The 24019-nt window shown below is 62.6% G+C and carries 21 protein-coding genes; 11 read left to right on the forward strand and 10 right to left on the reverse strand.

Annotated features, from left to right (window positions below; all coding sequences use genetic code 11):
* Nucleotides 1-196: 196 nt before the first annotated feature.
* The 5 genes from J8Z04_RS07350 (at nucleotide 197) to nadC (ending at nucleotide 6321) form a co-directional block, all read left to right on the forward strand.
* Nucleotides 197-1384, forward strand: coding sequence for a hypothetical protein (locus J8Z04_RS07350; protein ID WP_192848468.1), 1188 nt, complete (start codon nucleotides 197-199; stop codon nucleotides 1382-1384).
* On the forward strand, nucleotides 1381-2238 hold the full coding sequence (locus tag J8Z04_RS07355) for an NUDIX hydrolase (protein ID WP_192848467.1): 858 nt from the start codon (nucleotides 1381-1383) through the stop codon (nucleotides 2236-2238). Before J8Z04_RS07350 ends, J8Z04_RS07355 begins: the two co-directional genes overlap by 4 nt.
* Nucleotides 2239-2952: 714 nt before the next feature.
* A complete protein-coding gene (gene nadA, locus J8Z04_RS07360) occupies nucleotides 2953-3939 on the forward strand; it encodes a quinolinate synthase NadA (protein WP_081563426.1) in 987 nt (328 codons plus the stop codon).
* Between the two features lie 11 nt (nucleotides 3940-3950).
* Nucleotides 3951-5417, forward strand: coding sequence for an L-aspartate oxidase (locus tag J8Z04_RS07365; RefSeq protein WP_192848466.1), 1467 nt, complete (start codon nucleotides 3951-3953; stop codon nucleotides 5415-5417).
* A 34-nt stretch (nucleotides 5418-5451) separates the two neighbouring features.
* Nucleotides 5452-6321, forward strand: a complete 870-nt coding sequence (gene nadC, locus J8Z04_RS07370) for a carboxylating nicotinate-nucleotide diphosphorylase (protein ID WP_043557912.1) — start codon at nucleotides 5452-5454, stop codon at nucleotides 6319-6321.
* A 4-nt stretch (nucleotides 6322-6325) separates the two neighbouring features.
* Here nadC and gloB read toward each other — a convergent pair whose 3' ends face one another.
* Entirely contained in the window at nucleotides 6326-7033 is a 708-nt protein-coding gene (gene gloB / locus J8Z04_RS07375) for a hydroxyacylglutathione hydrolase (RefSeq protein WP_197981625.1), read from the reverse strand.
* Nucleotides 7034-7209: 176 nt separating this feature from the next.
* Between gloB and J8Z04_RS07380 the strand changes: the two genes are divergently transcribed.
* On the forward strand, nucleotides 7210-7887 hold the full coding sequence (locus J8Z04_RS07380; RefSeq protein ID WP_043558376.1) for a phosphatidylserine decarboxylase: 678 nt from the start codon (nucleotides 7210-7212) through the stop codon (nucleotides 7885-7887).
* Between the two features lie 11 nt (nucleotides 7888-7898).
* Entirely contained in the window at nucleotides 7899-8765 is an 867-nt protein-coding gene (locus tag J8Z04_RS07385) for a CDP-alcohol phosphatidyltransferase family protein (RefSeq protein ID WP_081562888.1), read from the forward strand.
* On the opposite strand, the gene J8Z04_RS07390 is transcribed toward J8Z04_RS07385, so the two are convergent.
* Nucleotides 8681-9199 (reverse strand): NADH-quinone oxidoreductase subunit B family protein, encoded by a 519-nt coding sequence (locus J8Z04_RS07390; RefSeq protein WP_043557909.1) that lies wholly within the window; start codon nucleotides 9197-9199, stop codon nucleotides 8681-8683. The genes J8Z04_RS07385 and J8Z04_RS07390 overlap by 85 nt on opposite strands.
* Nucleotides 9200-9307: 108 nt before the next feature.
* On the opposite strand from J8Z04_RS07390, the gene J8Z04_RS07395 reads away from it, so the two are divergent.
* Nucleotides 9308-10303 (forward strand): diacylglycerol/lipid kinase family protein, encoded by a 996-nt coding sequence (locus J8Z04_RS07395; RefSeq protein WP_192848465.1) that lies wholly within the window; start codon nucleotides 9308-9310, stop codon nucleotides 10301-10303.
* Here J8Z04_RS07395 and J8Z04_RS07400 read toward each other — a convergent pair.
* From J8Z04_RS07400 to J8Z04_RS07435, 8 genes are all read right to left on the reverse strand, one after another.
* Nucleotides 10227-13100 (reverse strand): TonB-dependent receptor domain-containing protein, encoded by a 2874-nt coding sequence (locus J8Z04_RS07400; RefSeq protein ID WP_332067163.1) that lies wholly within the window; start codon nucleotides 13098-13100, stop codon nucleotides 10227-10229. The two genes, J8Z04_RS07395 and J8Z04_RS07400, sit on opposite strands and share 77 nt — an antisense overlap.
* Nucleotides 13101-13195: 95 nt before the next feature.
* Nucleotides 13196-14635: an NADH-quinone oxidoreductase subunit D-related protein gene (locus J8Z04_RS07405; protein ID WP_192848464.1), complete on the reverse strand. Its 1440-nt coding sequence runs from the start codon at nucleotides 14633-14635 to the stop codon at nucleotides 13196-13198.
* Nucleotides 14636-14637: 2 nt separating this feature from the next.
* The gene (locus J8Z04_RS07410; RefSeq protein WP_192848463.1) at nucleotides 14638-15843 is read right to left on the reverse strand and encodes a hypothetical protein; all 1206 of its coding nucleotides are present in this window, start codon (nucleotides 15841-15843) and stop codon (nucleotides 14638-14640) included.
* On the reverse strand, nucleotides 15843-16379 hold the full coding sequence (locus J8Z04_RS07415; RefSeq protein WP_043557906.1) for a hypothetical protein: 537 nt from the start codon (nucleotides 16377-16379) through the stop codon (nucleotides 15843-15845). The genes J8Z04_RS07410 and J8Z04_RS07415 overlap by 1 nt, the downstream gene beginning before the upstream one ends.
* Nucleotides 16376-17239 (reverse strand): hypothetical protein, encoded by an 864-nt coding sequence (locus J8Z04_RS07420; RefSeq protein WP_146046898.1) that lies wholly within the window; start codon nucleotides 17237-17239, stop codon nucleotides 16376-16378. Before J8Z04_RS07420 ends, J8Z04_RS07415 begins: the two co-directional genes overlap by 4 nt.
* A 5-nt stretch (nucleotides 17240-17244) precedes the next feature.
* Nucleotides 17245-18573: a hypothetical protein gene (locus tag J8Z04_RS07425; RefSeq protein ID WP_192848462.1), complete on the reverse strand. Its 1329-nt coding sequence runs from the start codon at nucleotides 18571-18573 to the stop codon at nucleotides 17245-17247.
* Nucleotides 18574-18581: 8 nt separating this feature from the next.
* On the reverse strand, nucleotides 18582-19079 hold the full coding sequence (locus J8Z04_RS07430) for a DNA polymerase III subunit chi (protein WP_052348873.1): 498 nt from the start codon (nucleotides 19077-19079) through the stop codon (nucleotides 18582-18584).
* A gap of 112 nt (nucleotides 19080-19191) precedes the next feature.
* Complete coding sequence (locus J8Z04_RS07435) at nucleotides 19192-20709, reverse strand: leucyl aminopeptidase (RefSeq protein WP_192848461.1); 1518 nt, start codon at nucleotides 20707-20709, stop codon at nucleotides 19192-19194.
* A 213-nt stretch (nucleotides 20710-20922) separates the two neighbouring features.
* On the opposite strand from J8Z04_RS07435, the gene J8Z04_RS07440 reads away from it, so the two are divergent.
* The 3 genes from J8Z04_RS07440 to J8Z04_RS07450 are packed head-to-tail and all read left to right on the forward strand — an operon-like array spanning nucleotide 20923 to nucleotide 23998.
* Nucleotides 20923-21714, forward strand: coding sequence for a 3'(2'),5'-bisphosphate nucleotidase CysQ family protein (locus J8Z04_RS07440; RefSeq protein WP_192848460.1), 792 nt, complete (start codon nucleotides 20923-20925; stop codon nucleotides 21712-21714).
* Between the two features lie 54 nt (nucleotides 21715-21768).
* Nucleotides 21769-22821, forward strand: coding sequence for an L-threonylcarbamoyladenylate synthase (locus tag J8Z04_RS07445; protein ID WP_043557902.1), 1053 nt, complete (start codon nucleotides 21769-21771; stop codon nucleotides 22819-22821).
* A gap of 1 nt (nucleotide 22822) precedes the next feature.
* Complete coding sequence (locus tag J8Z04_RS07450) at nucleotides 22823-23998, forward strand: LptF/LptG family permease (RefSeq protein WP_086431250.1); 1176 nt, start codon at nucleotides 22823-22825, stop codon at nucleotides 23996-23998.
* Nucleotides 23999-24019 lie beyond the last annotated feature (21 nt).

The raw sequence follows: 24019 nt of genomic DNA on the forward strand, positions 1-24019 counted from the left end.
GACCATGAAAGTGCTGCCCTGTGGGTATCTGCCTAACCATCTGTAATACAATACATTTCATGAGGCCTGCAGAAGGCCTCCCTTTTTGCCCCGTATCAACATTCTGGTGTGATTACTCTACAAAAGGTGAAGAACCTTCTGGGGACAAAGTAACAGGCCCGTCGTTCTATCCTTCTTCCACAGCGGAGGACAAATCTTGAGCCTGTTCCGCCGCCATTTCATCCTGATCACCTCCTGTCTGTTCCTCGCTCTTCTGGCAGGCAGCTGGGGGTTGTACCTTCGGACGCAGGCCCTGCTTTCCAACCAGCTGGCCCATCTGGCCGTCCAGTCCCTGCCTTCGGACGGTCCCACCCCAACCCTGACCATACAGAAAACCTCTGCCAGAGGATGGCCTTTCGGGGCCTGGCGTCGGCTTTACGGCGTGTCCTTTCACACCCATCTCAACGGGGCCGATATTGTCGGGGCCACCCCCATGCTCCGCCTGGGTGGGAACTGGCTGGACTGGGCACATTCCCTGACCACACGGACCGAACTTCCACTACAGCTGCCGGACAGCACCATCCTCCGCATGGTCCGCAACGGCGAAAGCCTGACCCTGCGCCTGCGCAAAGCAAAACTGCGCATCAGCAAGGAAAGTCTTCCCTGTCCACCAGATGCCAGATGCCATGACCACGGCACGCTGCCCCTGTACTGGGCACATTTCCGCATTGCTGAACTGGAACTGGCCTCCTCCCGCCTGTCACACAGCCTCATGCTGAATCACACTGCCGGGACCATCCGTTTTGCACCGCAGTCCCTGTCGCAACCTGACCCTGCCCTGCAGAACAGGCCTCTGCTTTCCGCTGCCATCACGGCCAGAGAGCTGACCTATCCCTCCTCATTTCTACAGAATTTTCGGGTGGAACAGGTTCATGCTGCTTTTGCCCTGCTACCCGGCACCAGCACGACACCCCTCAGATTGCCGCCGGAAACCGATCATGCCACATCCTCCTGGCCTGACATTCCGTTACAGCTCAGGCTTCATGAGCTCAGTGCCACCATCCATCCGGTGGCTCCGGGAAAACAGGACACGCCACCGCCGCATCTCTCCCTTGGTGGCAAACTTTATGTCCCGGCCTTTTCTGGCATTCTGTCCGTCAGTCTGACCAACTGGCAGGAGCCCCTGCATGATCTGCTTCAGAGTTCATGGATCCAGCGCAACGTACCCATCGCCATGCAGGGGCTCCTGAACGACATGATGACCAGCCCCCGGATGCTGTCCCTCTCCTCCCATCCCCTGACGGTCAGCATCCCTCTTGACCACGGCGTTCCCCCGGGGCTTTCATCCGATCATTTGCAGACCCTGTACAGCCATTTCCGCCAGCTTGCTCCTCATCCTCAATGACCTTCCAGAGCCTTTGCCCGACAGACCTGATTACCGTTCTCATGACATTGGGCGATGATGCACCCCACGTCGCCCTGCTGCGCCATGACCGGGACACTCCCCCCCTGGAGGAAAGCCATCATTCCCTGCAGAAACGCCTCTGCCATTGGGCGGAAACCCTGACACACTGCCCCATCGGTTACATGGAGCAGCTCTATACATTCAGCTCCTTTCCCATACGGGAACAGACGCCCCATATTCACATCACCTATCTGGCCCTGAGCCACAGCCACCCACGGGGCTGTCACGGTTCGCTTTACCAGCGTTTCCCCTGGGAAGACCGCCGGGACGAAAGCGGCAACAAGCAGCTGGCCGAGTTCATCACGGCCATCAGGCAATGGGCCGACAACAATGAGGAACGCCAGAGCCGCATCGCTCCAGCCTTTGGGCTGGATGGCCTGCCGTGGGACGATACCCGTGTTCTGGAGCGTTACGAACTGCTGTGGGAATCCGGGCTGGTGCCACGCAGCCCGCCCAAACAGAAAAACACGGACCGGGATGACCGTCGCCTTCTGGCCACGGCCCTGTCCCGGCTACGTGCCCGCACCCGCTACAGTCCAGCCGTTTTTGAGCTGCTTCCTTCGTCTTTCACTCTTCTACAGCTGCAACAGGCGATGGAAACGGTATCTGGCCGCCTCATGCACAAGCCCAACTTCCGCCGCCTTGTCCTGCATCAGCAGCTTGTGGAAGAAACCGGCACCTACGACCGCCCAACCGTAGGACGCCCCGCACGGCTGTACCGTTTCCGGCCAGCCGCTATGGCTTCCTGCTATCTGGGAGCGGCATTTTTACCGCTTGATGTGCCGACTCTTTAAGCGATTTTTATCACGTATGATGGAACTTCATTGAAACAGGCCCATCTTTAGGGAAAGACATCACAAAACTGTCCCAATTTCCCTGTCCTGCTTCTTCCATAAGTTCGTGAAGTGCTGGTACACCCACCGACACTTCCCCAAGGCATATTCACTCAGGGGGCGCAGACTGGCTTTCACTGCTCTCATCATGCAAACGCCCTCCACCAAGAAGACCCGCAGAGTTCGCCGCCATCCCCTTGGCAAGGCCGACGAGCTTCTGCGACATCGATCCGGTAACCAAGCCGCCGCCTGCATGGCCGTGCTACGATAATCCGATATGTTCGCCCGTTGCATCTGCCCAAAAGCAGACAGGCTGCCATGAATGAGACGAAGCCACTACCGTATTCCAAAGCCAGAAAGAGACAAAGGCTGAGCCTACGATGATGCCCCCGCCACCATTACCCATCCGGTTCCCGGAGAAGGGCTGACCTTTCCGCCCACATATCTGGCTCCATTCCGGGTATCTCCGGTAACCGTACCCCCCAACCAGAAAACGCCACATTCCCCTGATTGTGGAGAGCTTCTGCCCAGTCACTCCCATCCAGAATACGCTCCCGAAAGAACGGTACGATCTTTCCTCCTGACACACCCGGAGCAGAAACCCCTTGGCATGGTCTCCAGCAGGGCCTATATTATGCTCATAGTGAGTATAACCTTGGTAAGGACCTCTCCATGATGCAGGGCATTGCCCCTTCTCCGTCCCGCGCTGCGCTGTACAGCCCCGTGGCCTCCCTCATGGCCCGGCAGGACTGGGACCGGCTTTTTGCAGATGACATCGAGGCCATTCTCGAGCTGAAGCGCAAACATAATGCCGTCATCCTCGCCCATAATTATCAGACGCCAGAAATCTTCCACTGCGTGTCCGACATCCGGGGGGACAGTCTGGCTCTGGCCCGTGAGGCCCAGAATCTGGAACAGGATGTCATCATCATGGCGGGCGTCCATTTCATGGCCGAAACGGTCAAGCTGCTGAACCCCACAAAGACCGTCCTCATCCCGGACGAACTGGCAGGCTGCTCCCTGGCCGAAGGCATCACGGCGGAAAATGTCCGCACCCTGCGGGAACGCCACCCCGGCGTGCCGGTCGTTACCTATGTGAACAGTTCCGCTGCCGTAAAGGCCGAGACAGACGTCTGCTGCACGTCCGGCAATGCACGCCGTGTCGTGGAAAGCCTTGGCGTACCGGAAGTCATCATGATCCCCGATGAATTCCTTGCCCGGAACATCGAGCGGGAAACCGGCATCAAGATGCACACATGGTCAGCCCGCTGCGAAGTCCATGAACGGTTCACCCCGCAGGAAATCCGCCAGTACCGGCGGATGCATGGCCCGCTCCATATCATTGCGCATCCGGAATGTTCACCCGATGTCGTGGCAGAAGCCGACCATGCCGGGTCCACGGCCAGCATGATGGACTACATCGCCCAGCATAAACCTGAAAAGGTCATGCTCATCACCGAATGTTCCATGAGCGACAACCTCGCCGCCATGCACCCGCAGACCGACTTCATCCGTCCCTGCAATCTCTGCCCGCACATGAAGCGCATCACCCTGAAGAACATCCGTCAGGCTCTGGAAACCATGAGCACCGAAGTCACCATCCCGGCTGACCTTCAGGAACCGGCCCGCCGCTCCGTCGAGCGGATGCTGGCCATCAAGTGAAGGACCGTCCCATGCAGGGACATGCCCTTTCCCGCCACGCAGGCTGGCCAATCATCATCGGGGCCGGGCTGGCTGGCCTCATGGCGGCTCTGGAGATGGACGGCCCCTGCGTGCTGCTTGCTCCCTCCTTCACAGGGGAAGGAACATCCAGCACCCTGGCCCAGGGCGGCATGGCAGCGGCGGTCGGTCCCGGGGACAGTCCGGCCAGCCACGCCGAGGATACGCTCAGGGCCGGTGCCGGTCTGTGTGATCCGGCCATCGTGCAGCGCATCACCGAGGCAGGACCGGGTGCCGTGGAAACGCTCCTGCGGCTTGGCGTGCCCCTGGCCCATGATGGAAAAGGTCAGCTTGCCCTCCATCTGGAGGCCGCCCACAGCCATGAGCGGATTGTCTTTGCCGGTGGCGACCGGAGCGGACAGGTCATCCTTCAGCATGTTCTCCAGCAGGCCCGGAAAAAGGACACCATCCACTGGCTACAGGCCACGCTGAAAGGGTTCCACGCCCCTGATGGGACAGTGCAGGGTGTATGGACATCCGCCGGGTTCATCCCCACACGGCACTGCATTCTGGCCAGCGGCGGCTGCGGCGGGCTGTATCAGCACACGACCAGCCCACTCTCCAACCGGGGTACGACACTGGCTCTGGCCGCATGGGCAGGAGCTACCCTGCGGGACATGGAATTCACGCAGTTTCATCCCACGGCCCTCGTCGCACCGGGCCAGACGGGCCGCCTCTCCCTCATCAGTGAGGCCGTGCGGGGAGCCGGAGCCGTACTGCGTCTGGATGACGGCCATCGCTTCACGGAAGAACTCGCCCCCCGTGATGTCGTCAGCCGGGCCATCGCTGCCCAGCTGCGGGAAGGACGCACCGTCTTTCTGGATGGACGCTCCCTGCCAGGTGCCCCCTTCAGCGCACGTTTCCCCGGCATCACACAGGCCTGCCGAAAAGCCGGTCTTGATCCGGACACCCAGCTTCTCCCCGTCCAGCCCGCCATGCACTACCACATGGGCGGCCTGAAGGTGGACCAGACAGGCCGCACGACCCTGGAGGGATTGTGGGCCTGCGGAGAGGTCGCCTGTACCGGCCTTCATGGTGCCAACAGGCTGGCCAGCAACTCCCTGCTGGAGGCTCTGGTCTGCGGGCAATGGGCAGGGCGGGACGTCAACACCAGCCGGAACGACGGAACAGCTCCCCCTCCCGCCACGGTACCGGCACGCCCCACCTTCACGACGGACTGGCCTTTCCGGGCTGAAATGCAGCAGCATCTCGGCATTCTCCGCACCCGCACAGGACTGGAAAATTTTCTGGAACATACCCTGCCACTGGCCCGCCAGAATCTCTGCGCCCTGACCGCCTCCTTCATCGGCTGGGCCGCCCTGAACCGCCCGGAACAGAGAGGGGCACACTGGCGGGAAGACACGCCCGGTCTTCAGCCGCCCCGTCACATCGACATGCAGCTGACCGACCTGCCCCTGTAACCTCCTTCCATCCAGCACCAGGAGACCTATCATCATGGCCCTTGAGACGCTTTTCCTGCCCGACCTGCTCTGGGAACCGGTCATCAGCAACGCCCTGCGGGAAGATTTCGGCACAGGTGGCGACGTCACCACGCAGGCTCTCATGCAGGGCCAGCCCACACTTCGGGCCTCCTTCGTCGCCCGGCAGGATGGACGGCTGGCCGGACTGCCCGGTGCCCGTCTGGCCTTCACGCTTCTGGATGGCCGGACCCGTTTCACACCCTTCAGGCAGGAGGGCGACCGCATCACCCGTGGCGACGTTCTTGCCGAGGTGGAAGGCCCGGCCAGCGCCGTGCTGGGCGGGGAACGTGTGGCCCTCAACCTGCTGTCCCATCTCAGCGGAATCGCCACCACCACGGGCCAGATCGTGGATGCCGTGGAAGGTACGGGGGTCAGCATCTGCTGCACCCGCAAGACGCTCCCCGGCCTGCGTGCCCTACAGAAATATGCCGTCCGGGCTGGTGGTGGCAGCAATCACCGCCACAGGCTGGATGATGCCATCATGCTCAAGGACAATCATCTGGCTCTTTTCGGCAGCAACATCCCCGCCGCACTGGCCGCTGCCCGCCAGCGGGCCGGACACCTCATGAAGATCGAGCTGGAAGTGGACTCCCTCGCCCAACTTGCCGAGGCGCTGGACTGCCCCGACGGGCCGGATGCCTACCTGCTGGACAACATGACCCCCGCCATGCTGCGTGAGGCCGTGAACATGATCGAAGGCCGGGCCATTGCCGAAGCCTCCGGCGGCATCACGCCCGACACGGCCCGCAGCATTGCCGAAAGTGGCGTGGACATCCTCTCCCTCGGCTGGCTGACCCACAGCGTGAAAGCACTGGATATCGGGCTGGACATCCGCACGGCATGACAACTCAGAACTGGTCTTTCTGCTTCCGCAGGCGGGCCAGTTCTTCCGGCGTCCGGGCCATGAGGAACGGGTTGGTCTGCCGCTCCACGCCCAGCGGAACAGGCACCGAGGGCCGCCCTTCCGCCCGGAGCTGCGCCACCTCTGCCCTGCGGGCCTCCAGCGCAGGGGTGCTTCTGCCCAGTGAGGCAATGAATTTCAGGTTCCCCTGCGTGTATTCATGGCCGGGGCAGAGAAGTGTCCCGTCCGGCAGATCATCAAACTGGCGGAAGCTGGCAAAAAGCTGTTCCGCAGTCCCCTCGAACAGGCGGCCACTCCCACCACTGAACAGCGTATCCCCACTGAAGAGGGCCGGGGTTCCACCCTCCAGCGCATAGCAGAGGTGATCCAGCGTGTGACCCGGTGTGGCCATGACACGGAATGTCAGCCCGGCCACCTTCACCTCATCACCATCCTTCAGCGGGTGATCGACACCTGCCACATCCGCTGGACCATAAACCGGCACGTCGTGGCGCCGTGCCAGTTCTGCCGCCCCACCGACATGATCGCCATGATGATGGGTCAGCAGGATGGCAGCCGGAGCCTCTTCCCCCAGCATCGCCTCTGCTGGCCCGGCTTCACCGGGGTCAATCACCACCCAGGGGCGCCCCTCCTTACGGACGAACCAGATGTAATTATCCTGAAAGGCGGGAACCGGCCTTATCTCCACACTCATGAAACCTCTCTCCAGACGAGGTTATCCCGCAGGAAACAGCGGGATAACGGAAGCCATGCCTCCAAGATGGCCCCTGCCACCTTTCCCTGCAAGCACACACCCAGCCCTGACCACGCCCTCCCCATCCCCGTCACGAAATACTTGACCCATCCAGCAGGTGACGTATGAGTAATCTCATGTCACTGATCAAATCTCTCAAACTCGTCCTTGCTCCGCCGCACCGTGCGGCAACACCCTTTCTGGGCATCGGCCTTCTGGCTGGTGTGTTCGGGCGGGCCACGCCATGGCGGCTGACACGGGCCCTGGGGACAGCAGGCTTTGCGTTCACAGGCTTCTGCCTCTATTTCTTCCGCAACCCACGGCGGACGTCTCCACAGGGTGAAGGGCTCGTCCTCGCCAGTGCGGATGGACGTGTGACAGGTGTTTCCATGGTCCCGCCGCCGGCTGCCCTGGAGATGGGCAGTGAGCCGGTCTGGCGTGTTTCGACCTTCCTCTCCGTACTGGATGTGCATGTAAACCGTATGCCCGTCAGTGGGACAGTCACGAAAATTGCCTATCATGCAGGCAAATTCCTCAATGCCAGCCTGGACAAGGCCTCCGAACATAATGAACGCAACGAACTGCGCGTAACTCTCCGGGATGGCCGCCAGGTGGCCGTCGTGCAGATCGCCGGGCTGGTCGCCCGCCGTATTCTCTGTGATGTGAAAGAAGGCGAACAGGTGCAGGCCGGGGAGCTGTTTGGCCTCATCCGCTTTGGCTCCCGCACGGACATCTACCTGCCACCGGGTATCACTCCCGATGTCCTGGAGGGACAGACGATGATCGGAGGCGAGACGGTCATAGCGAAGCTCTGAGGGCCAGACATATGCAGAAGCCATCTTCCGACACGGCCATGGTGCATAGATACCGGCGCAAGCGGCGCCGGGTCCGTGGGCTTTCCTTCAACCGGCTTGTCCCCAACATCCTGACGATGCTGGGCCTCTGTGCGGGGCTGAGCGCCATCAAATTTTCCATGACAGGCCATTTTACCCATGCAGCCGGGGCCCTGCTCATCGCTGCCTGCATGGATGGGCTGGACGGACGCATCGCCCGCCTGCTGAAGGGGACATCCCGTTTCGGAGCTGAATTTGACAGCCTGTCGGACTTTGTCTGCTTCGGCGTCGTGCCGCCCTTCATCCTCATGCTCTGGGCTCTGCCTGCCACGCAGCGGCTGGCCTTCATCCCGTTCATTCTTTTCACGGTCTGCATGGCCCTGCGGCTGGCCCGCTTCAACTCCGCACTGGACGACGATACGGCACCGGAATATGCCGCCAATTTCTTCTCCGGCGTGCCCGCACCGGCAGGGGCAGGGCTTGCACTGTTCCCGGTCTTTCTGGGGCTGGAAGCCAAGCGCAACAACCTGACAGGCATCGAGCATTTCGCCCACTCCCCATGGCTGGCCGCTGGCTGCCTGATCGTCACCGCCCTGCTGCTGGTCTCCACCCTGCCGATCTGGTCCTTCAAGAACTTCAAGGTGCCATCACGCTATATTCTGCCCATGCTGGTCGGCGTCGGTGCCTATGCCGCCATTCTGGTAACAGAACCATGGGGCGCTCTGGCCGCAGCTGGTGTCCTCTATCTCGTCATGATCCCGCTCTCCCGCCGGTCTTACTGGCGGCTGCGGCGTGAGGCAGAAGATGCGTGGGAGCCCGTGGGAGATGAACCACCCTCTGCCAGCTCCACCAACGCCTGAAGAATGGATGCGGGCGACGGCGGGCAGCCAGGAATGGACCCATAGACCCGGCTGAGCGCATGGAGGCCACCCAGCGTGGCGTATGTGTTCTTCCACAATCCACCATCATGGGCGCAGTCTCCCACAGCCACGAGGCTGCGTCCTGCGGGCATGGCCTCCCACGCACTGGCCAGATCGCCTGCGCAGGAGCGTGTCACAGAGCCGGTGACAAGGAGCCAGTCCGCATCCTCCGGATGCTGGACCCTCTGAAACCCGCTCCCTTCCAACGGGTAGGCGCTGCTTCCCAGAGACACCAGTTCCATCGCACAGCCTTCGCAGCTTCCCGCCTCAAGCGTGAACAGCCTGATGCGCCGCCCCTGCCGCCTCACGGGGCGGGGGCGCCATTTCTGTACATCCAGAAAAGCAAGCATCATGGTCAGGGGAGCTGACTGCATGGCAGATGTGATCCTCACAATGGGAACAAAACAGCAGAACCTGTAACAGAAGGTTCATGCCGGGCACTATATAGTGTCCCGGCCCAGAGTGAAGTACCCTCCCCCGCCATGCACCTGCACCTACCACCCTCCTCACTGCACCCCCATCCCCGCAGAGCACTGCTCATCATCAACCCGACAGCGGGGCATCACTCTCCCCGGCGGCAGGCTGCCTTCGTGAAGCATCTGGAAGGAACCGGGCTGGACGTGCGTGTCATGAAAACCCGTTACCGGGGCCACGCTGCGGAGATCGTGAAAACCTACCTGCCAGAAGCGGACCTCATCATTGCCGGAGGCGGTGATGGCACGATTGCCGAAATTGCCCAGGCCATGACGGGCGGTTCCTGTCCTCTTGCCCTCTGGCCTGTCGGCTCTGCCAATGTGCTGGCACTGGAGCTGGGCATCCCCTTCCATGACGCCAGCAATGCCGCCCTCATCGCCAGCGGGCAGACCCGCACGCTCTGGCCGGGCTGGCTCACCACAGAAGGACAGGCCAACCCAACCCTGTTCCTCCAGATGGTCGGGGTCGGCCCCGATGGCTGGGTGGTGCAGCAACTCTCCACGGCCCTCAAGAAACGGATCGGCCGGGCCGCCTATGCCGTCACCGCCCTGCGCCTGCTGTCCACCTATCCCTTCCCCGCATTCGAGACAGACGTGGATGGCCGATGCTACCAGTCCCGCCTCACCATCATCTCCAAAGGGCGGCTTTATGGCGGTCCGTTCCGGCTGTTCCACCACAACCACCATGAAGAGGCCGCCTTCTCCGTCTTCATGCTGCACCGGCTGCACCCGCTCTGCCTACTGAAGCAGGCATGGGCTTTCCTCTGCCGGAACGACTGCACCACCCCGACCTTTTCCTTCATCCGGGGACGGACCGTCACCTGCCCCGGCAGCCAGCCCGTTCCTGCCCAGAGTGATGGGGACTTCAGAGGAACAACGCCGCTCCACATCACCAGCGCACCAGCTCCCCTGACGGTCATCTGCCCGGCTAGAAATCAGCCCCCATCTGGAGAAAGAAACTTCTTCCGGCAATGTAGCCTGAATATTGGGAAAAGGCGGTATTGAAGGCCCCATCCGGCACGAAGGGCGGCCGACGGTTGAACAGGTTGCTGATGCCTCCCATCAGCTGGAACTGGTGCCACGTCCCTGACACCGTCACGTCATGCAGGATCGTTCCTCCCACGTGGGTCCGCCCGGATGTGGCCGGGTCAAGATCACGGTGCCCGTCATTCATCCTCATCCCGCTGATGAGGCGTGTCATCCAGATGAGGCTGACATGGTCATGCCGCCATGTCGTGCTGATGTAATGCTGCTCCCGTGGTCGGCCACTGCCATTCAGATAGAGCAGACGACCTGTATAGTCCTGCCAGCTCCCGTTGCGGGTCAGCTTCTGCCTGTAATTCAGAAGATACTGGGTGTTTTCATGAAGGCTCAACTGGTCCCTGTCGCCCAGGGGCAGGCTGTAATGCAGGCTGAAATCCAGACCATCCGTCTTCAGGGCACCGACATTCTGCGGCAGGGCCTTGATGGCCGTGATCTGCCCGCTGCTGGAACGGGGCAGGATGGCACCACAGAAATCCGGCTCGCTGCCCGTGTAACATCCATCCAGAAGCGTCTGCGTGCTGAGGGTCGAGATCATGTCCCGCAGGCTGTAATGCCAGTAATCGACAGAGAGCCGCAACGCCCTGAGAGAGCGGGGCGTGATGTCCATGCCGACCGTTGCCGTACGTCCATATTCCGGCCCCAGCCGAGGATTGCCACCGGAGAGGGTCGGCAGCTGCCCGACCAGTGAAGAAGTGAAGCTGGCCGGGTTGATTCCTTCCTTCTGGCACCGTGCCTGCACCGCTCCCGCACGGCTGCCATAGCTTCCCACATGGGCGCAGGGATCGGATGCAGAAGCATAACTCAACGTCTGGCCGCCATAGACATCATACAGCCCCGGCTGCCGGAACGAGGTGCCCAGCGTCCCCCGGAAGGCCACGTCCTGAACCGGTGCCCAGTGCAGGCCGGTCTTCCAGTTCAGCGGTGTTCCGTAATGACTGTATGAAGAGACACGGCCCTGAAGGTCAACCGTCAGGTCCCGGGCCAGTGGCGCACGCCGCAGCAGGGGAAGCTGGATTTCTCCATAACCCTCCGAAACGGTGAACCCACCGCCCGTATAGGCCCCCGCCGCCCCTGTGGACGCCCCCTGCGCCACGAGGGCATCAGGGTGATAGCTCAGCTGCTCCCCCCTATGTTCCATGCCTGCCGCCACCCCGACCGGCCCGCCATACATCCACGGCAGGGCAAAGAGATGCGGGTTCCGCAGGCGCAGCATCGTGTCCCGCAGCTGATAGGTGGCCCGGTCCTTCTGGGTGAACCGGACATGATCCTTCGCCTGCTGGCTGTAAGGCGCAAAAGGATTCTGCAGCACGCAGCCCTGCGCCGCCTGGCATATGCCCGGGTCATAGACCACGGGACTGCGGGAATCCATCACATCCAGCTGTCTCGTCCCTGTCGTTTCCAGCAGGTTGCGGTAATTGATCATGTCCTGCGTGTGGGAGGACAGATGGCTGCGCCCGTAGGTATAGGAGAGGTCATAATCCCACCCGGCTCCCAGCTGTCCTTTCAGGCCGGGCAGGAAGGTCCATGTATCAGTGTTGATGTGATTGCGCCGTGGCCCGACATCTTCCATCCGCTTGATGATGGACGCATCCCGCCCCCACGGATTGTACGGACTGGCCGTCGGCAGCAGCCATGAAGACGGCAGTGTGGATGGCGGGACACTCCCCTGCACCGGCGCTGGCGACTGGGTCCGTTCCACGAGCGTATGGCTGTATCGCATGGTGCCATAGAGCGTCACGAACCGGGAAAACCGCTCATGGGCATCAAGAGAGGCCGTGCCGTCATCATGGCGGTTCATGATCGTGGAATAGCGGGCAAAATTGTACAGATCGTCCCTGGTGAAGCGGCGGAAGCCGCCCTGCCCGTCCGGCACCATCTTCTGCCCCGTCTGCGGATTGATGAGCACGCCGGAAGGAATGATGGACGACCCGTAACTGGGGCTGCCCGTGGCCGGATTGTCATTCTGTGGCAGGGCTGACCAGCTGCGGTCCCGGTTATAGATGGGGCCGGTCGTGCTGTAGCTGCCCGCCAGCGTGACGTTGCCCCGCCCCTCATCAAAATTCATGCCGTGATAGGCGGAGACCTCGCCACCCCGGGCATCCCCGGCCTGCGCAATGCTCCCCCGCATGGTGATGTTGCTGCCCGTGAGGTCGTGCCGCAGATGGATGTTGATGACCCCCGCCACGGCATCCGCCCCATACAGGCCGGACCCGCCATCCTTGAGAATTTCCACCTTCTCGATCTGCTGCAACGGAATGGTGTTGAGATCCACACATTCGGACCCGGCATTGAGGGTCGCCCTGTGCCCGTCAATCAGCACAAGCACCCGCCCCTGCCCCAGATTCCGAAGGTCCGTGCAGGATGCCCCCTTGCCCCCGTTGGTCAGGCTGTTCGGCGAACCGGATGAGCCGATGGAAGGCATCCTTTGCAGATAGTCCCCCAGAGACGTCACGGCACTGCGCTGTATCTCCTTCCCCGTGATGGTCTGCACGGGATTGGGGGATGTCTTCCGCCCACCCTGAAGGTAAGACCCTGTGACCGTCAACTGCTCGACAGACTGGAAACGGGCCTGTGCTGCCTGATGTGCTGGTCCGTTGCCCCTGTTTCGAGAATGTTCTGGTGCTGAGGGGGTTTTCACCGTCCCGGCCGTCTCAGGCTCCGCCACTGGCGGTTGGGCCTGCGCGGGCAGCACCGTCAGGACCGGGCAGACCAGCCCTCCACCCAGCATGAGGGCAACGCCCTGTCTGATAAACCGCACAGCCCCTCACACAACGCATGATGAATCTTAAATCATATTTTATATGTTATAATATAACATCATGACGGATGCCAGAGCTTTTCAGGCAGGCCATCTCACAAGGCAACTCCGGCGGGCGACAGGCCCAGAGATACCAGCGCAAGCCCCAGCTGTTCCGGCTCATGCCCTTCCAGCACGGAACCCAGCACGGCCAGAAGAGGCACAAGCGGATCCCGTATCTGAACACTGGCCAACCGTCCCTCCTTCAGCACGACATGGTACCAGACATCTCCTCGGGCTCCCTCGGCCACGCCCAGCCCTTCATCAGTGCGGGGCATGGCCTGGCGCTCACTCTCCGCACCATAATCGGCGACAATACACTCCATGATTTTCAGGGCTTCCTGACTTTCTGCCAGACGCTGCCGACTGCGTGCCCAGGCATCCCCTTCATGACGCCCAGCCCCACCCATCGCCCGCGTGCGGACACCCTCATCCATGTAACGCATGTCCAGATACCGCCCACTGGCCCGGCCAATCACCCCACCCAGCGCATAATCCCACGCCAGTTCTGTCGGCACGGTGGCTATGGTCTTCAACCGTCCATCCGACAAACGGGCCAGCTGTCTGATCTGCTCCAGCCGTGGGGCCACCCCCTGCACCACGGCCTGAACAAACGGAATCATCGCATCAACGCCACTGCTTCCCTCCAGCCTGATGCTGTCTGTCAGACGGCGGGACAGACCATGCGCCGTACAGAGGCCCGCAAGATGCTCCCGGGCATGGTCGCACAGGCTCGCCATCAGGCCAGCACCAGCCTGATGGGCCGTCTGCGCCAGATCAAACAGATGCAGCCCCAGCCGCTCCACCTCCAGCAAAATGAGCCGTCTGTCCCGCTCCCGTAGGTCTATCTGGCGATTTTCTGCCTGCTCCAGCGCCCGGACGAACGCCAGAGGATGGGCCACAAACCCACCTGCTGAAATCCGGGCCACCAGCGGCATGGCCTCCTGCGGTGTCAACCCGACCAGACGGGACAGGACACCACGATGGCCAGCCGCAATCTGCACCTCCACCTGCTGCATCACACCGTCGGCCAGCACATAATCCACACCCAGCAGGCCCGGTATGGCCGTACGGAAGGGCGCAATCCTGCACCGTGGCAAAGGCTGCCCCGTCCCCTCGCTGACAGGCAGGGGACGGGCAGACAATGGCGCCGCAAGGGACCAGCTGCCATCATCCAAAGCCGGACTGTCATCCAACGCAGACCAGGCCTCCACACCCCAGAGGTCCCTGGCCATACGCTCCCCCCACTGGGCCGCCGGGAAATACTGCGAGGCTGCCTGATAACGCCCCTGCACCACCGCTGTACTGAGCAGCAAAGGCTGCTCACCCTGTAACAGGAACAGGGCCGTGGCCCATTCCTCATCCGCCCAGAAACCCAGCAGGGACATCAGCCGGACATTCTGCTGCAACAGATGCAGCCAGCCCTCCGCCGTCACACGGTAATGAAACAGCCCGACACGCTCCCCTTCGGGCAGGACGACTGATCCTTCCGTCATGTTCAATGTCCTTTCAGGTCAGGCAAGGGAGGAACCAGCATGCCTCCCCAGACCAGCAGCGCAACGGCCAGCAGGGCCAGAAGAACCAGCAGCAGAAGGAGCCCCCGCATCACCCAGCCACCACGCTGCCAAACGGCCAGAACACCCTGCGGCATGGTTTCCAGCTCCGGATGCCGGAATCCCAGCATCACACAGGCCAGCAGCCCAAGCAGGGCCGGCCAGCCCAGCAGCGGCGCCATGACAGCCAGTACGATCATGATGACGGGCAGGACCATCTGCACCGGCAGGGCAGCCACACCTCCCAGAAGCAGGCCATCACATCCCAGCCGCAGGGCCGTGGCGAGCAGGGCGCCCCCATAAAGCAGGAGAAGGCATGGCATCTGCCCTGTTCCCGCAGCCAGCACGCCCAAACCCGTCATCCATGAAAGAAGTGGAAAACTGCCCTGTCGCCCCAGAAACGTGCCTGCCAGAGCCAGCAGTCCAGCCACCACCATGAGGTGCCGCATGAAAGGGGTCACGGCCAGCAACGCCATAAGAAACAGCGGAACAAAACGCAGCCCCGCATCCAGCAGGACCAGCTCTGCCCGGCTGGATACGGCACTCCCCAGCCCCGCCATCATGCACAACCCTGTCAGCGCCAGAACCTGCCCAACCTGGGCTGCACTCTCGCTGCTGGAAAACACACCCCCTCCCTGCATCACTGCAAAGCCAAGCCCCGCCAGTATCAGGCCACTCAGCCGCAGACGGACCACCTCCCAGGCAGGCATGGCCCGCCGGGTTGCCCGGCCATCCCACCAGGCCAGCAGGACAGTCCCGGCACCATCAAAAAACAGGGCTGCCAGAGGGGGGCGCAGCAGAAGCCCCATAAACACGCAACCTGTTACCAGAAAGGGCAGATAGACGCTCATCCCTTCCCTGAAGGACGCCGTCCCCGTGATCGGTTCAGTTCTGCCCCGCAGAACAAAAAGCAGCGCCGGTACACAGGCCTCCATGGCCAGACAGACCTCCTGTCCCCACGTCATGCCGGACGAACAGCCCAACAGGGCCAGGCCACTGAGACCCAATCCCAGCCGTGCCATGAAGCTGGCCTGATCGGGCCGGCGTGAAGCCCACAGGACCCAGACCACCAGAAACGGCCAGCACATCAGCCCGAACAGCACAGGAGACGCAAACAGTCCGGAAGAGAAAGACGCGGCAGCCAGCATCATCACCCTTCCTCCACCCGCAACCAGGCCAGCCGGGGCAGAAGCACAAGTGCCAGGAACACCATGACCGCCCAGAGTGCCACAGCCGTCACGAACAGCCCCCATGAAGGCAGGATGGCCGCCATCACCATGAGGCCATCCACAGCCATGATCAGCCCGCAGAACTGGGCCAGAGCCACACCACAGGCTGCTGCACACAAACCGGCCAGCACCAGACCGATGCCAAAAGTCGGCACCAGTCCGAGACCTGCCCCAAAGAAAGCCAGAACAACCTGAAGGAGCAATGTCATCACGACAGGCAGCAAACCCCGCCCACTGGCAAGGAGACGCCCTTGCTGGCCAACAGCAAAATGCCGCACGAGCCCCCACAGGATCAGATTGAAGACCGGCAGCAGCAGGGCACAGAGACCTGCCAGCCCTCCCGTACCGGATGTCCCCGCAATGATGGCGCAGAACCCGCCATAAAGCGGCAGCCAGCGACCATCCCGCCCCAGCCTCAGCAGAACGAATACCAGTGCGCAGGCAAACCCGGCCATCATACGGCAAACCTCCCGGCAAGCGCCATCAACCCGGCCAGCCCCAACAGAAGGGCCACAAACCGTCCATGCCGTCTCATGCCTGTCATCTGCCCCAGAGCTACCAGAACACTCCCCCCCACGAACCTGACAGACAGCCCGAGAACTCCCCCCGGCCCCTCCAGACCAAACAGGACAGGCAGCAGAAGATCCCCCAGAAGCAGCGACCAGCCAGCATGATACACGCCCACGATCACCTGTCGCTGATCCCGTGCCAACCGGCCAACCGGCTGGCCCCTCGCCACCATGTCATCAGCCAGTGTCTGGCGATCCGGCAGGGAGGTCGTCAGGGCCAACGCCACGGCACAGCAGAGGGCTGTCCCAGCCAGACTGGACCCCGGTGCCGCCAGCAAAAGCTGCTGCACACCCCGCAGGCCGGTCACACCCGGAGCCGCCAGCACGATGAAAGCTTCTGTCAGACAGAGGACCAGGCAGCAGCGTCCATGCATCCACCAGAGCGGCCCCGGGACAGCCCAGAAAGCGCCAGCCAGCAGAACACTCCCCATCAGCAACGGGTCCGCCAGCCATGCACCCATCACGGCACCGACATCCGGCATGACGATGGACAAACCCGCCAGACAGAGCAGCACCAGCAGCCCCAGAGCCAGCATCAGCCCATCCTCCAGCGGCAGGCCATGCCGCAGGGTCAGCCGCCAGAATGCAGCCATCCGGCCATATCTCTCCCGCAATGGTGCCACAGCCCTGCCAACCAGCAGGGCCGGAACATCCTCCCCCAGCCAGAACATTGCCGGCAGAAGAAGCAGGATCACGGCCAGCTGAAGGCTCAGCTCCAGCAGAACACGAAGGCCAGAAAGCAGAACCATGCCCATCATTGCGCCAGCCCCATGACAACCAGCACCCCCCCCAGAAAGACAAGCCAGAAAACTGCTTCCGGCTCCTGCACAGGGAGAAGGGACAGAATCTCCCTTGCGGAAAGACGAACACTGCGAACCTGCCGCTGCCCCCGCATCAACCACCGCCGCAGGCCCCGGGGACGGACAGGCTGTGCCTGCATGTAAGGCTGGAGACTACCCAGCATGGGGCTGCTCCCTCCATCCCGTTGCAGGCCAGCATCCGGCCCATCACGCCAGCGCCCACGGGACAGGCAGAACCAGAGAGGCAGCAGGCCCGCCCAGAACAGCGGCAGAGCCATCAGACTGCCATCACCACCGGACAGGCCATACAACCAGGCCGCCCAACCCGCACCATGGCCCGTCATCCAGCCTGCCACCATGCCACAGGCCGAAGGCAGCCCCATGGCCAGAAAGAGACCCCATATCCAGGACCGGCGGCGCTCCTCTGGCAGGACGGCCGCACCTTCACCCAGCAGCACCATGCCATCCCCACAGGCAAGCCCCATGATGGCCACCCCCAGCAAACAGCCCACCACGGTCCATCCTTCCGTACTGCTGCTCAACCCCAAAGCCGCATGAAGACCAACCCACCCTACGACAAATCCCGGCAACGGCGGAGCTGGCAACAGCAGCAGGGCCGCCCGGTGCCAGATCACAGCCAGAGACTGACAGACAAGGTCCAGCAGAAGCGCAAAAAGGGCACCCTCCACCCCAAGGTCCATGCCCTGTTGGCGTGAAATTTCCACAATGCCCAACAGAAGCACTGGCCGCACCAACCGACAGTGCCGATACAGGGAGAGCCGGTCCGGCCACGCCCCGGCCAGAAGACATACCCCCGCCAGACCGACAGCGGCCAGAACCCACCCCAGAGGATGCAGAGCAGCCAACCCATGCCCCAGCCCCAGCAGCAGGAACAGGGCGACCAGACGGGCCGCCCCATCGCTGCCGGCCCGGCCCGCACCCCAGAGACAGACGGCCATCAACCCCACGCCCCCTGCCCCATCAGGCAGCAGACCATACCCAACCAGCGCCGGAATCCCCCAGACGGGCTGAAAAACGGTCCCTCCTCCCATGAGGGTGAGCGACACGGCCACCAGACAGGCCGCCGCCCCCACATGGTGCGAGACTGCCAGCGCCAGCATGGCCACGACCATGCCTGCCATGTGGCAGCCACCCCGCCGCCAGAGAGCCAGTGGCACGGAACGCCAGAGCCCGCTGACAAAAATGCGGACATGCCTCTCCCCACAGAGCAGCACGGCCATAAAAACCAGCAGACAGACCATGAAAGGGTCATGAAACGACATGTCCGGCTTTACCCTGCCCTTCTCCAACCTCTGGCGTCCTGCTGCCAGTATGTCAGGCGGTATCCGGCCTGTTTCATCTCTTTCCAGCGCAGACGGGCCTGCTGGACGGCGTCCCCGTCATGCCCGTTGAACAGGTCGAAAATCCTCCTGAACCCCGTCAGCGCCCCATCCCAGGCCCCATTCATGCGGAACAGGAAGGCGCCGCCATTGGGTAATTCATCACACGCTGTCAGCCAGACAGGCTGGCGGTCCGCATGGCCCATCGCACGGCTGCCATGTGGCAGCCAGACACCGGCAGGCGTGGCCCACAGGGCCTCGTCCAGCATCTTGACCTGCCCGGCATCCTGACAGCGGATCACGGCACGCTCGCCAGCCTCAAGCGTCCGGTTCAGCAGGGCAGGCAGGGCGGCTTCAAAAGACGTCCGTGTCAGATGATAGAACCCCACCTGCACGTCCTGCGGCGGATACACCCTGCGCGTGACCAGCCCATCAGACGGCTCCTGCATGTCATGCCTCTTTCATGAAAAGCCCTTGCCGGTTTCCTTTCCCACAGGGGGGAAACCAGCAAGGGCCAGCCCGGACATGCCCCCCTGCGGGGACTGCCCGTCTCTCCATCCCTCAGTACCGGGACGTTCTCTCCTGATGCAACCGGACAAACCGGTCCAGCAGCCGTACACCAAACCCACTGGCACCTTTAGGGGTAATGGCAGAAGCCTGCTCTGCCCACGCTGTGCCGGCGATATCCAGATGAGCCCAGGGTGTATCCCCGACAAAACGCTTCAGGAATTCGGCTGCCAGAATGGAACTGCCCGGCCGTCCCCCGATGTTCTTCATGTCGGCAATGTCGGAATCAATCCGGCGATTGTAAGAGGCCCCCATCGGCATGCGCCACAGGGTCTCACCGCTTTCCTCACCAGCCTGGGCCAACGCACTGGCAAGCTGGTCATCATTGCTGAACAGCCCAGCATGATCGCTGCCCAAAGCCACGACAATGGCCCCTGTCAGCGTGGCCAGATTGACCATCAGGGCCGGTTCAAAAGTCTGCCGTGTGTAGGACAGGAGATCCGCCAGAACGAGACGCCCTTCCGCATCAGTATTCAGCACCTCGATGGTCTGCCCGCTATGGCTTTTCACGATATCACCCGGACGTTGGGCCGCCCCGGAAACCATGTTTTCCACAAGGCCGACAACCCCCACGGCATTGACCGGTGCCTTCCGGCGGGCCAGAGCGCTCATCACGCCCACAACAGCGGCAGCACCGCCCATGTCCATCTTCATTTCATCCATGCCAGCAGCGGGCTTGATGGAAATGCCACCGGAATCAAAGGTCACACCCTTGCCGATGAAGGCCAGCGGCGCACTGTCAGTCCCGGCAGCCCCCCTATGCCGCATGATGACGGTGAAAGGCGGCTTCTCGCTGCCCTGCGCCACGCCCAGCAGGGCCCCAAAGCCAAGCTCTTCCATCCGGGCACGGTCCAGCACCTCGACCTCCAGCCCCAGAGATTCCAGCTCTTTGATGCGCTGTGCAAATTCCTCCGGGAAAAGGACATTGGCGGGCTCGTTGACGAGGTCCCGCGTCAGGAAAACACTTCTGCCAAGCCCTTCCAGCTCCTTCCAGCCTGCCCGGGCCTCTGCCAGCTGTCCAGCATCAGGCAGGACCACATGCAGTGCCTGAAGGGCCGGTGTCCTGCTGCTTACCGTTCTGTAGCGGTCAAACCGATAGCTGCCCAGCTGGGCACCCAGGGCGATTTCCGCCGCCAGCGGCGCCTGCCCGGCTTCCAGCAGCAAGGCAGCGTCCTGCGCCTCGACACCGCTGGCCTTCAGCAGTTTCACAGCCTCACCCCCGGCACTCCGGGCCGCCGTCCCAACACTCTGCGGCTCATCATCCGCCGGGGCGCAGCCCAGAAGGTGGAACTGCGCCACAGCCGCTGATGGAGCTGTCAGGCTGAGAGTCTGTCCGGCCTTGCCAGAGAAGTCCCGCAAGGAAACAGCACGGGACAGGGCACCGCCCAGGGCCTCATCATGCTGGCGGAACACGGCACCCTGTGCAAACTCCGCTCCATGACAGAGCAGAACAGCGGAAAGGCCATTACCATCTTCCGGGCGGGCTGCTGCTGTAAAAGAAATATCGATCATGATCATCCTGTTTCATTCTTCTGGCAGGCCCCACCTTCTGCAGGAACAGCATGGACCCTGCCCTCATCTGCAAAGAAAGCCACAGCCCCGGCCAGGACTGGCGGACCAGCCTCACATGAGCGTGACGGGATGGGACTTCCTCTTTTCAGTCCGCCCATCATAGCAGAGAAGAGGAGAAGTGACGAATGATCCATAATACGGTAACCTGTTGCCATGACTGTTTCCCCCGAGACCCTCCCACACGACCATGAGCTGCTGACGCTGGCTCTGGAAATTGCCATCGAAGCCGCCGGGATCGTAAGAGAGATCCGTGACCGTGGGTTCCAGACCGAGATCAAGGCCGATTCCTCGCCTGTCACGGAAGCAGACAAGGCATCGGAGCGCCACATCCTCGCCCGCCTGCGGGACGCCTGCCCGGCCATCCCCGCCATTGCGGAAGAGGAACATGCCGCGGGCATCCATGTCCCGGCGGGCAACAGCTACTGGCTGATTGATCCCCTTGATGGCACACGGGGGTTCGCCGCCGGAGGGGAAGATTTCACCATCAATATCGGGCTGATCCGCAACAACAGGCCCGTGCTGGGTGCCGTGGCCCTGCCCGCCAGACAGGGCGTGTATGGCGGGGGTATCGGGCAGGGAGCCTTCCAGCTGATCGGCACGCAGCGCCACCCCATCAGGACGACAGAGCCGGGACCGGATGGGCTGCGGGTTCTGACATCATCTCACCACACATCCGAGGCCCTGCTGAAAAAATGGCTGGCCGGGCGGCATGTCCAGTCCGTCACGCACATGGGGTCTGCCGCCAAGATCATCCTCATTGCCGAGGGCAAGGCTGATTTCTACCCCCGCTTCGGTCCAACCATGGAATGGGACACCGCTGCCCCGCAGGCCATCCTGGAAGCCGCAGGCGGGCACCTGCTGGACGATGCAGGCCAGACACTGCGCTACGGCAAAAAGGGCTGGCTCAACTCCCCCTTCTTCTGCACCGGATATTCGCAGGACTGACCTCCCCCTCCCAACTCTCTCCCCCTCCCCGCTTCATCACCCGGTATCATCACCATGCCCCATACTGCCTCCTCCCATCACCGCACAGAACGGCTCGACCAGGACCATGATGGTATCCGGCGTGCAGCCCGGCTGCTCCGGCAGGGGGCTCTGGTCGCCTTCGGGACGGAAACAGTCTACGGGCTGGGAGGGCTGGCCACCTCACAGCGGACAGTGGAGCGTATCTTCAAGGCAAAAGGACGCCCATCCTTCAATCCCCTCATCAGTCATTTCGCTTCAGCTGATGCCGCCTTTGCCGAGGCCGACATGGCCATTCCCCTGCATGACATGGCCCGACGTCTGGCCCAGCGTTTCTGGCCCGGGCCGCTGACACTCATCCTGCCCCGCCATGCGAAGAGCCGTATTGCACAGGCGGTCACCGCAGGGTTGGAAACGCTGGCGGTCCGTGTTCCCAAAGGCCGTGCGGTGGAAGACCTGCTCCGCCTGGCCGGGGCTCCCATTGCGGCTCCTTCCGCCAATCGTTCCGGCAGGGTCAGCCCTTCCACCGCACGTCACGTTCTGGACGAGCTGGAAGGCCGGATTGATGCCGTGCTGGACACGGGGCCCTGTGCCGTCGGGCTGGAAAGCACCGTGCTGGACCTCTCCGGGTCCCACCCCATACTCCGCCGCCCCGGAGGCGTGACGCTGGAAGAGTTGCAGGAAATCTGCGGTCCCATCATTGTGGCCGACCATGCTGGCGCAGCTGATGGCACCAGCCACCCCAACGCCCCGGGGCAGCTCTCATCCCATTATGCACCGTCCCTGCCTGTCAGGCTGGATGCTACCCACGCCCAACCCGATGAGGCCTTCCTGACCTTTGGGGACACACAGGCTGAGACAGTTTCCTCCAGCCTCACCCTCAATCTCAGCCCCGATGGCAATGTGGAAGAAGCTGCCCGCCGCCTGTTTGCCAGCCTGCGCCAGCTGGACCAATCTGCCAGCCGGCAGGGACTGGCCGGCATAGCCGTGGCTCCCCTGCCGGATGCCGGGCTGGGCCGTGCCCTGAAAGACAGGCTGAAACGGGCGGCCGCTCCCCGCCCGACGGATTCTGCCGCTCCCCCAACCTGACATGGCCCGGCTCCATGCAGGCAGGGGCGGGCGCCTCATAAAACCCGAAAGGCTCCTCCCCCTGCGGGAACGTTACATCCTCCAGCACCTGCTTCTGGGACTGGCCGCCCTGACGGGCGGAGCCACTGCCCTGATATGGCTGACCCAGTCGCTGCATTTCATCGGCATGATCGTCCAGCACGGTCTCTCCCTGCCAGCCTTCCTGCATCTGACCCTGCTGATGCTCCCCTCCTTCATCACCGTCATTCTGCCGGTGACCTGCTTCCTCGTCATTCTCTGGGTCTATCAGCGGCTGGACAGTGACCGGGAACTGACCATCCTCCAGGCTACCGGTCTGTCCCCTCTACGACTGGCCTGCCCCGGCCTGCTCTGCGCCGGTTTTGCCACTCTGACAGCTTATGGATTGAGCCTGTGGGGGGCACCTCTCGCCTATCATCACTTCCACCGGTATGAGCTGGAAATCCGCAACCGGGCGGCCGCCTTCCTGCTGGAAGAAGGGGTCTTCACCCCCATCTCGAAAGCCATGACCGTTTATGTCCGTGAACGCCGCAGCGATGACAGTTTTGGTGGTATCATGATTGAGGACAACCGGGTTCCGGCCAATCCCGTGACCATCCTTGCCGAGGATGGGCTGGCAGAGCCGCACGGCAATACGCTGCGCCTGATCCTGCATAACGGCTCCCGCCAGACACTCAACCGCCGGACCGGGGAACTGAGTACCCTGCTCTTCCAGCTTGAAACGCTGGATTTCGGCTCCCCACATGACCAGGCCCTCAACCCGGACGTGGCGGAACTGACCATGTCCCAGCTTTTCCACCCACAGGGCGATCTGTCCCCCCATGCACGCAACAAGCTGCTCATCGAAGGCTGGACACGCCTGACCGGCCCGCTGGCCTGCCTGTCCTACGGCATGATCGGGCTGCTCTGCGTGCTGCGGGGGCGTTTCAGCCGCCATGGCAACATCATCCGGCCAACAGTGGCCATCCTGAGCGTCGTGGGGCTGATGATCCTGTCCCTGATGCTCAAGAATCTGGCGGAAAGAGACCCATCACTCGTGCCCCTGCTATGGACGGAGGTTCTGCTGCCCATTACCCTCGGGGGAGGGCTTCTGCTGTGGGATGCCACCCGCCGTTACAGGCTGTCCGCCGCCCCTGTTCCCTCCCCGGCCTCCCGCTAGCCCGACACGACAGAGAGCGCT

It is taken from the genome of Bombella apis (assembly GCF_018221685.1).
Taxonomy (GTDB): Bacteria; Pseudomonadota; Alphaproteobacteria; order Acetobacterales; family Acetobacteraceae; genus Bombella; species Bombella apis.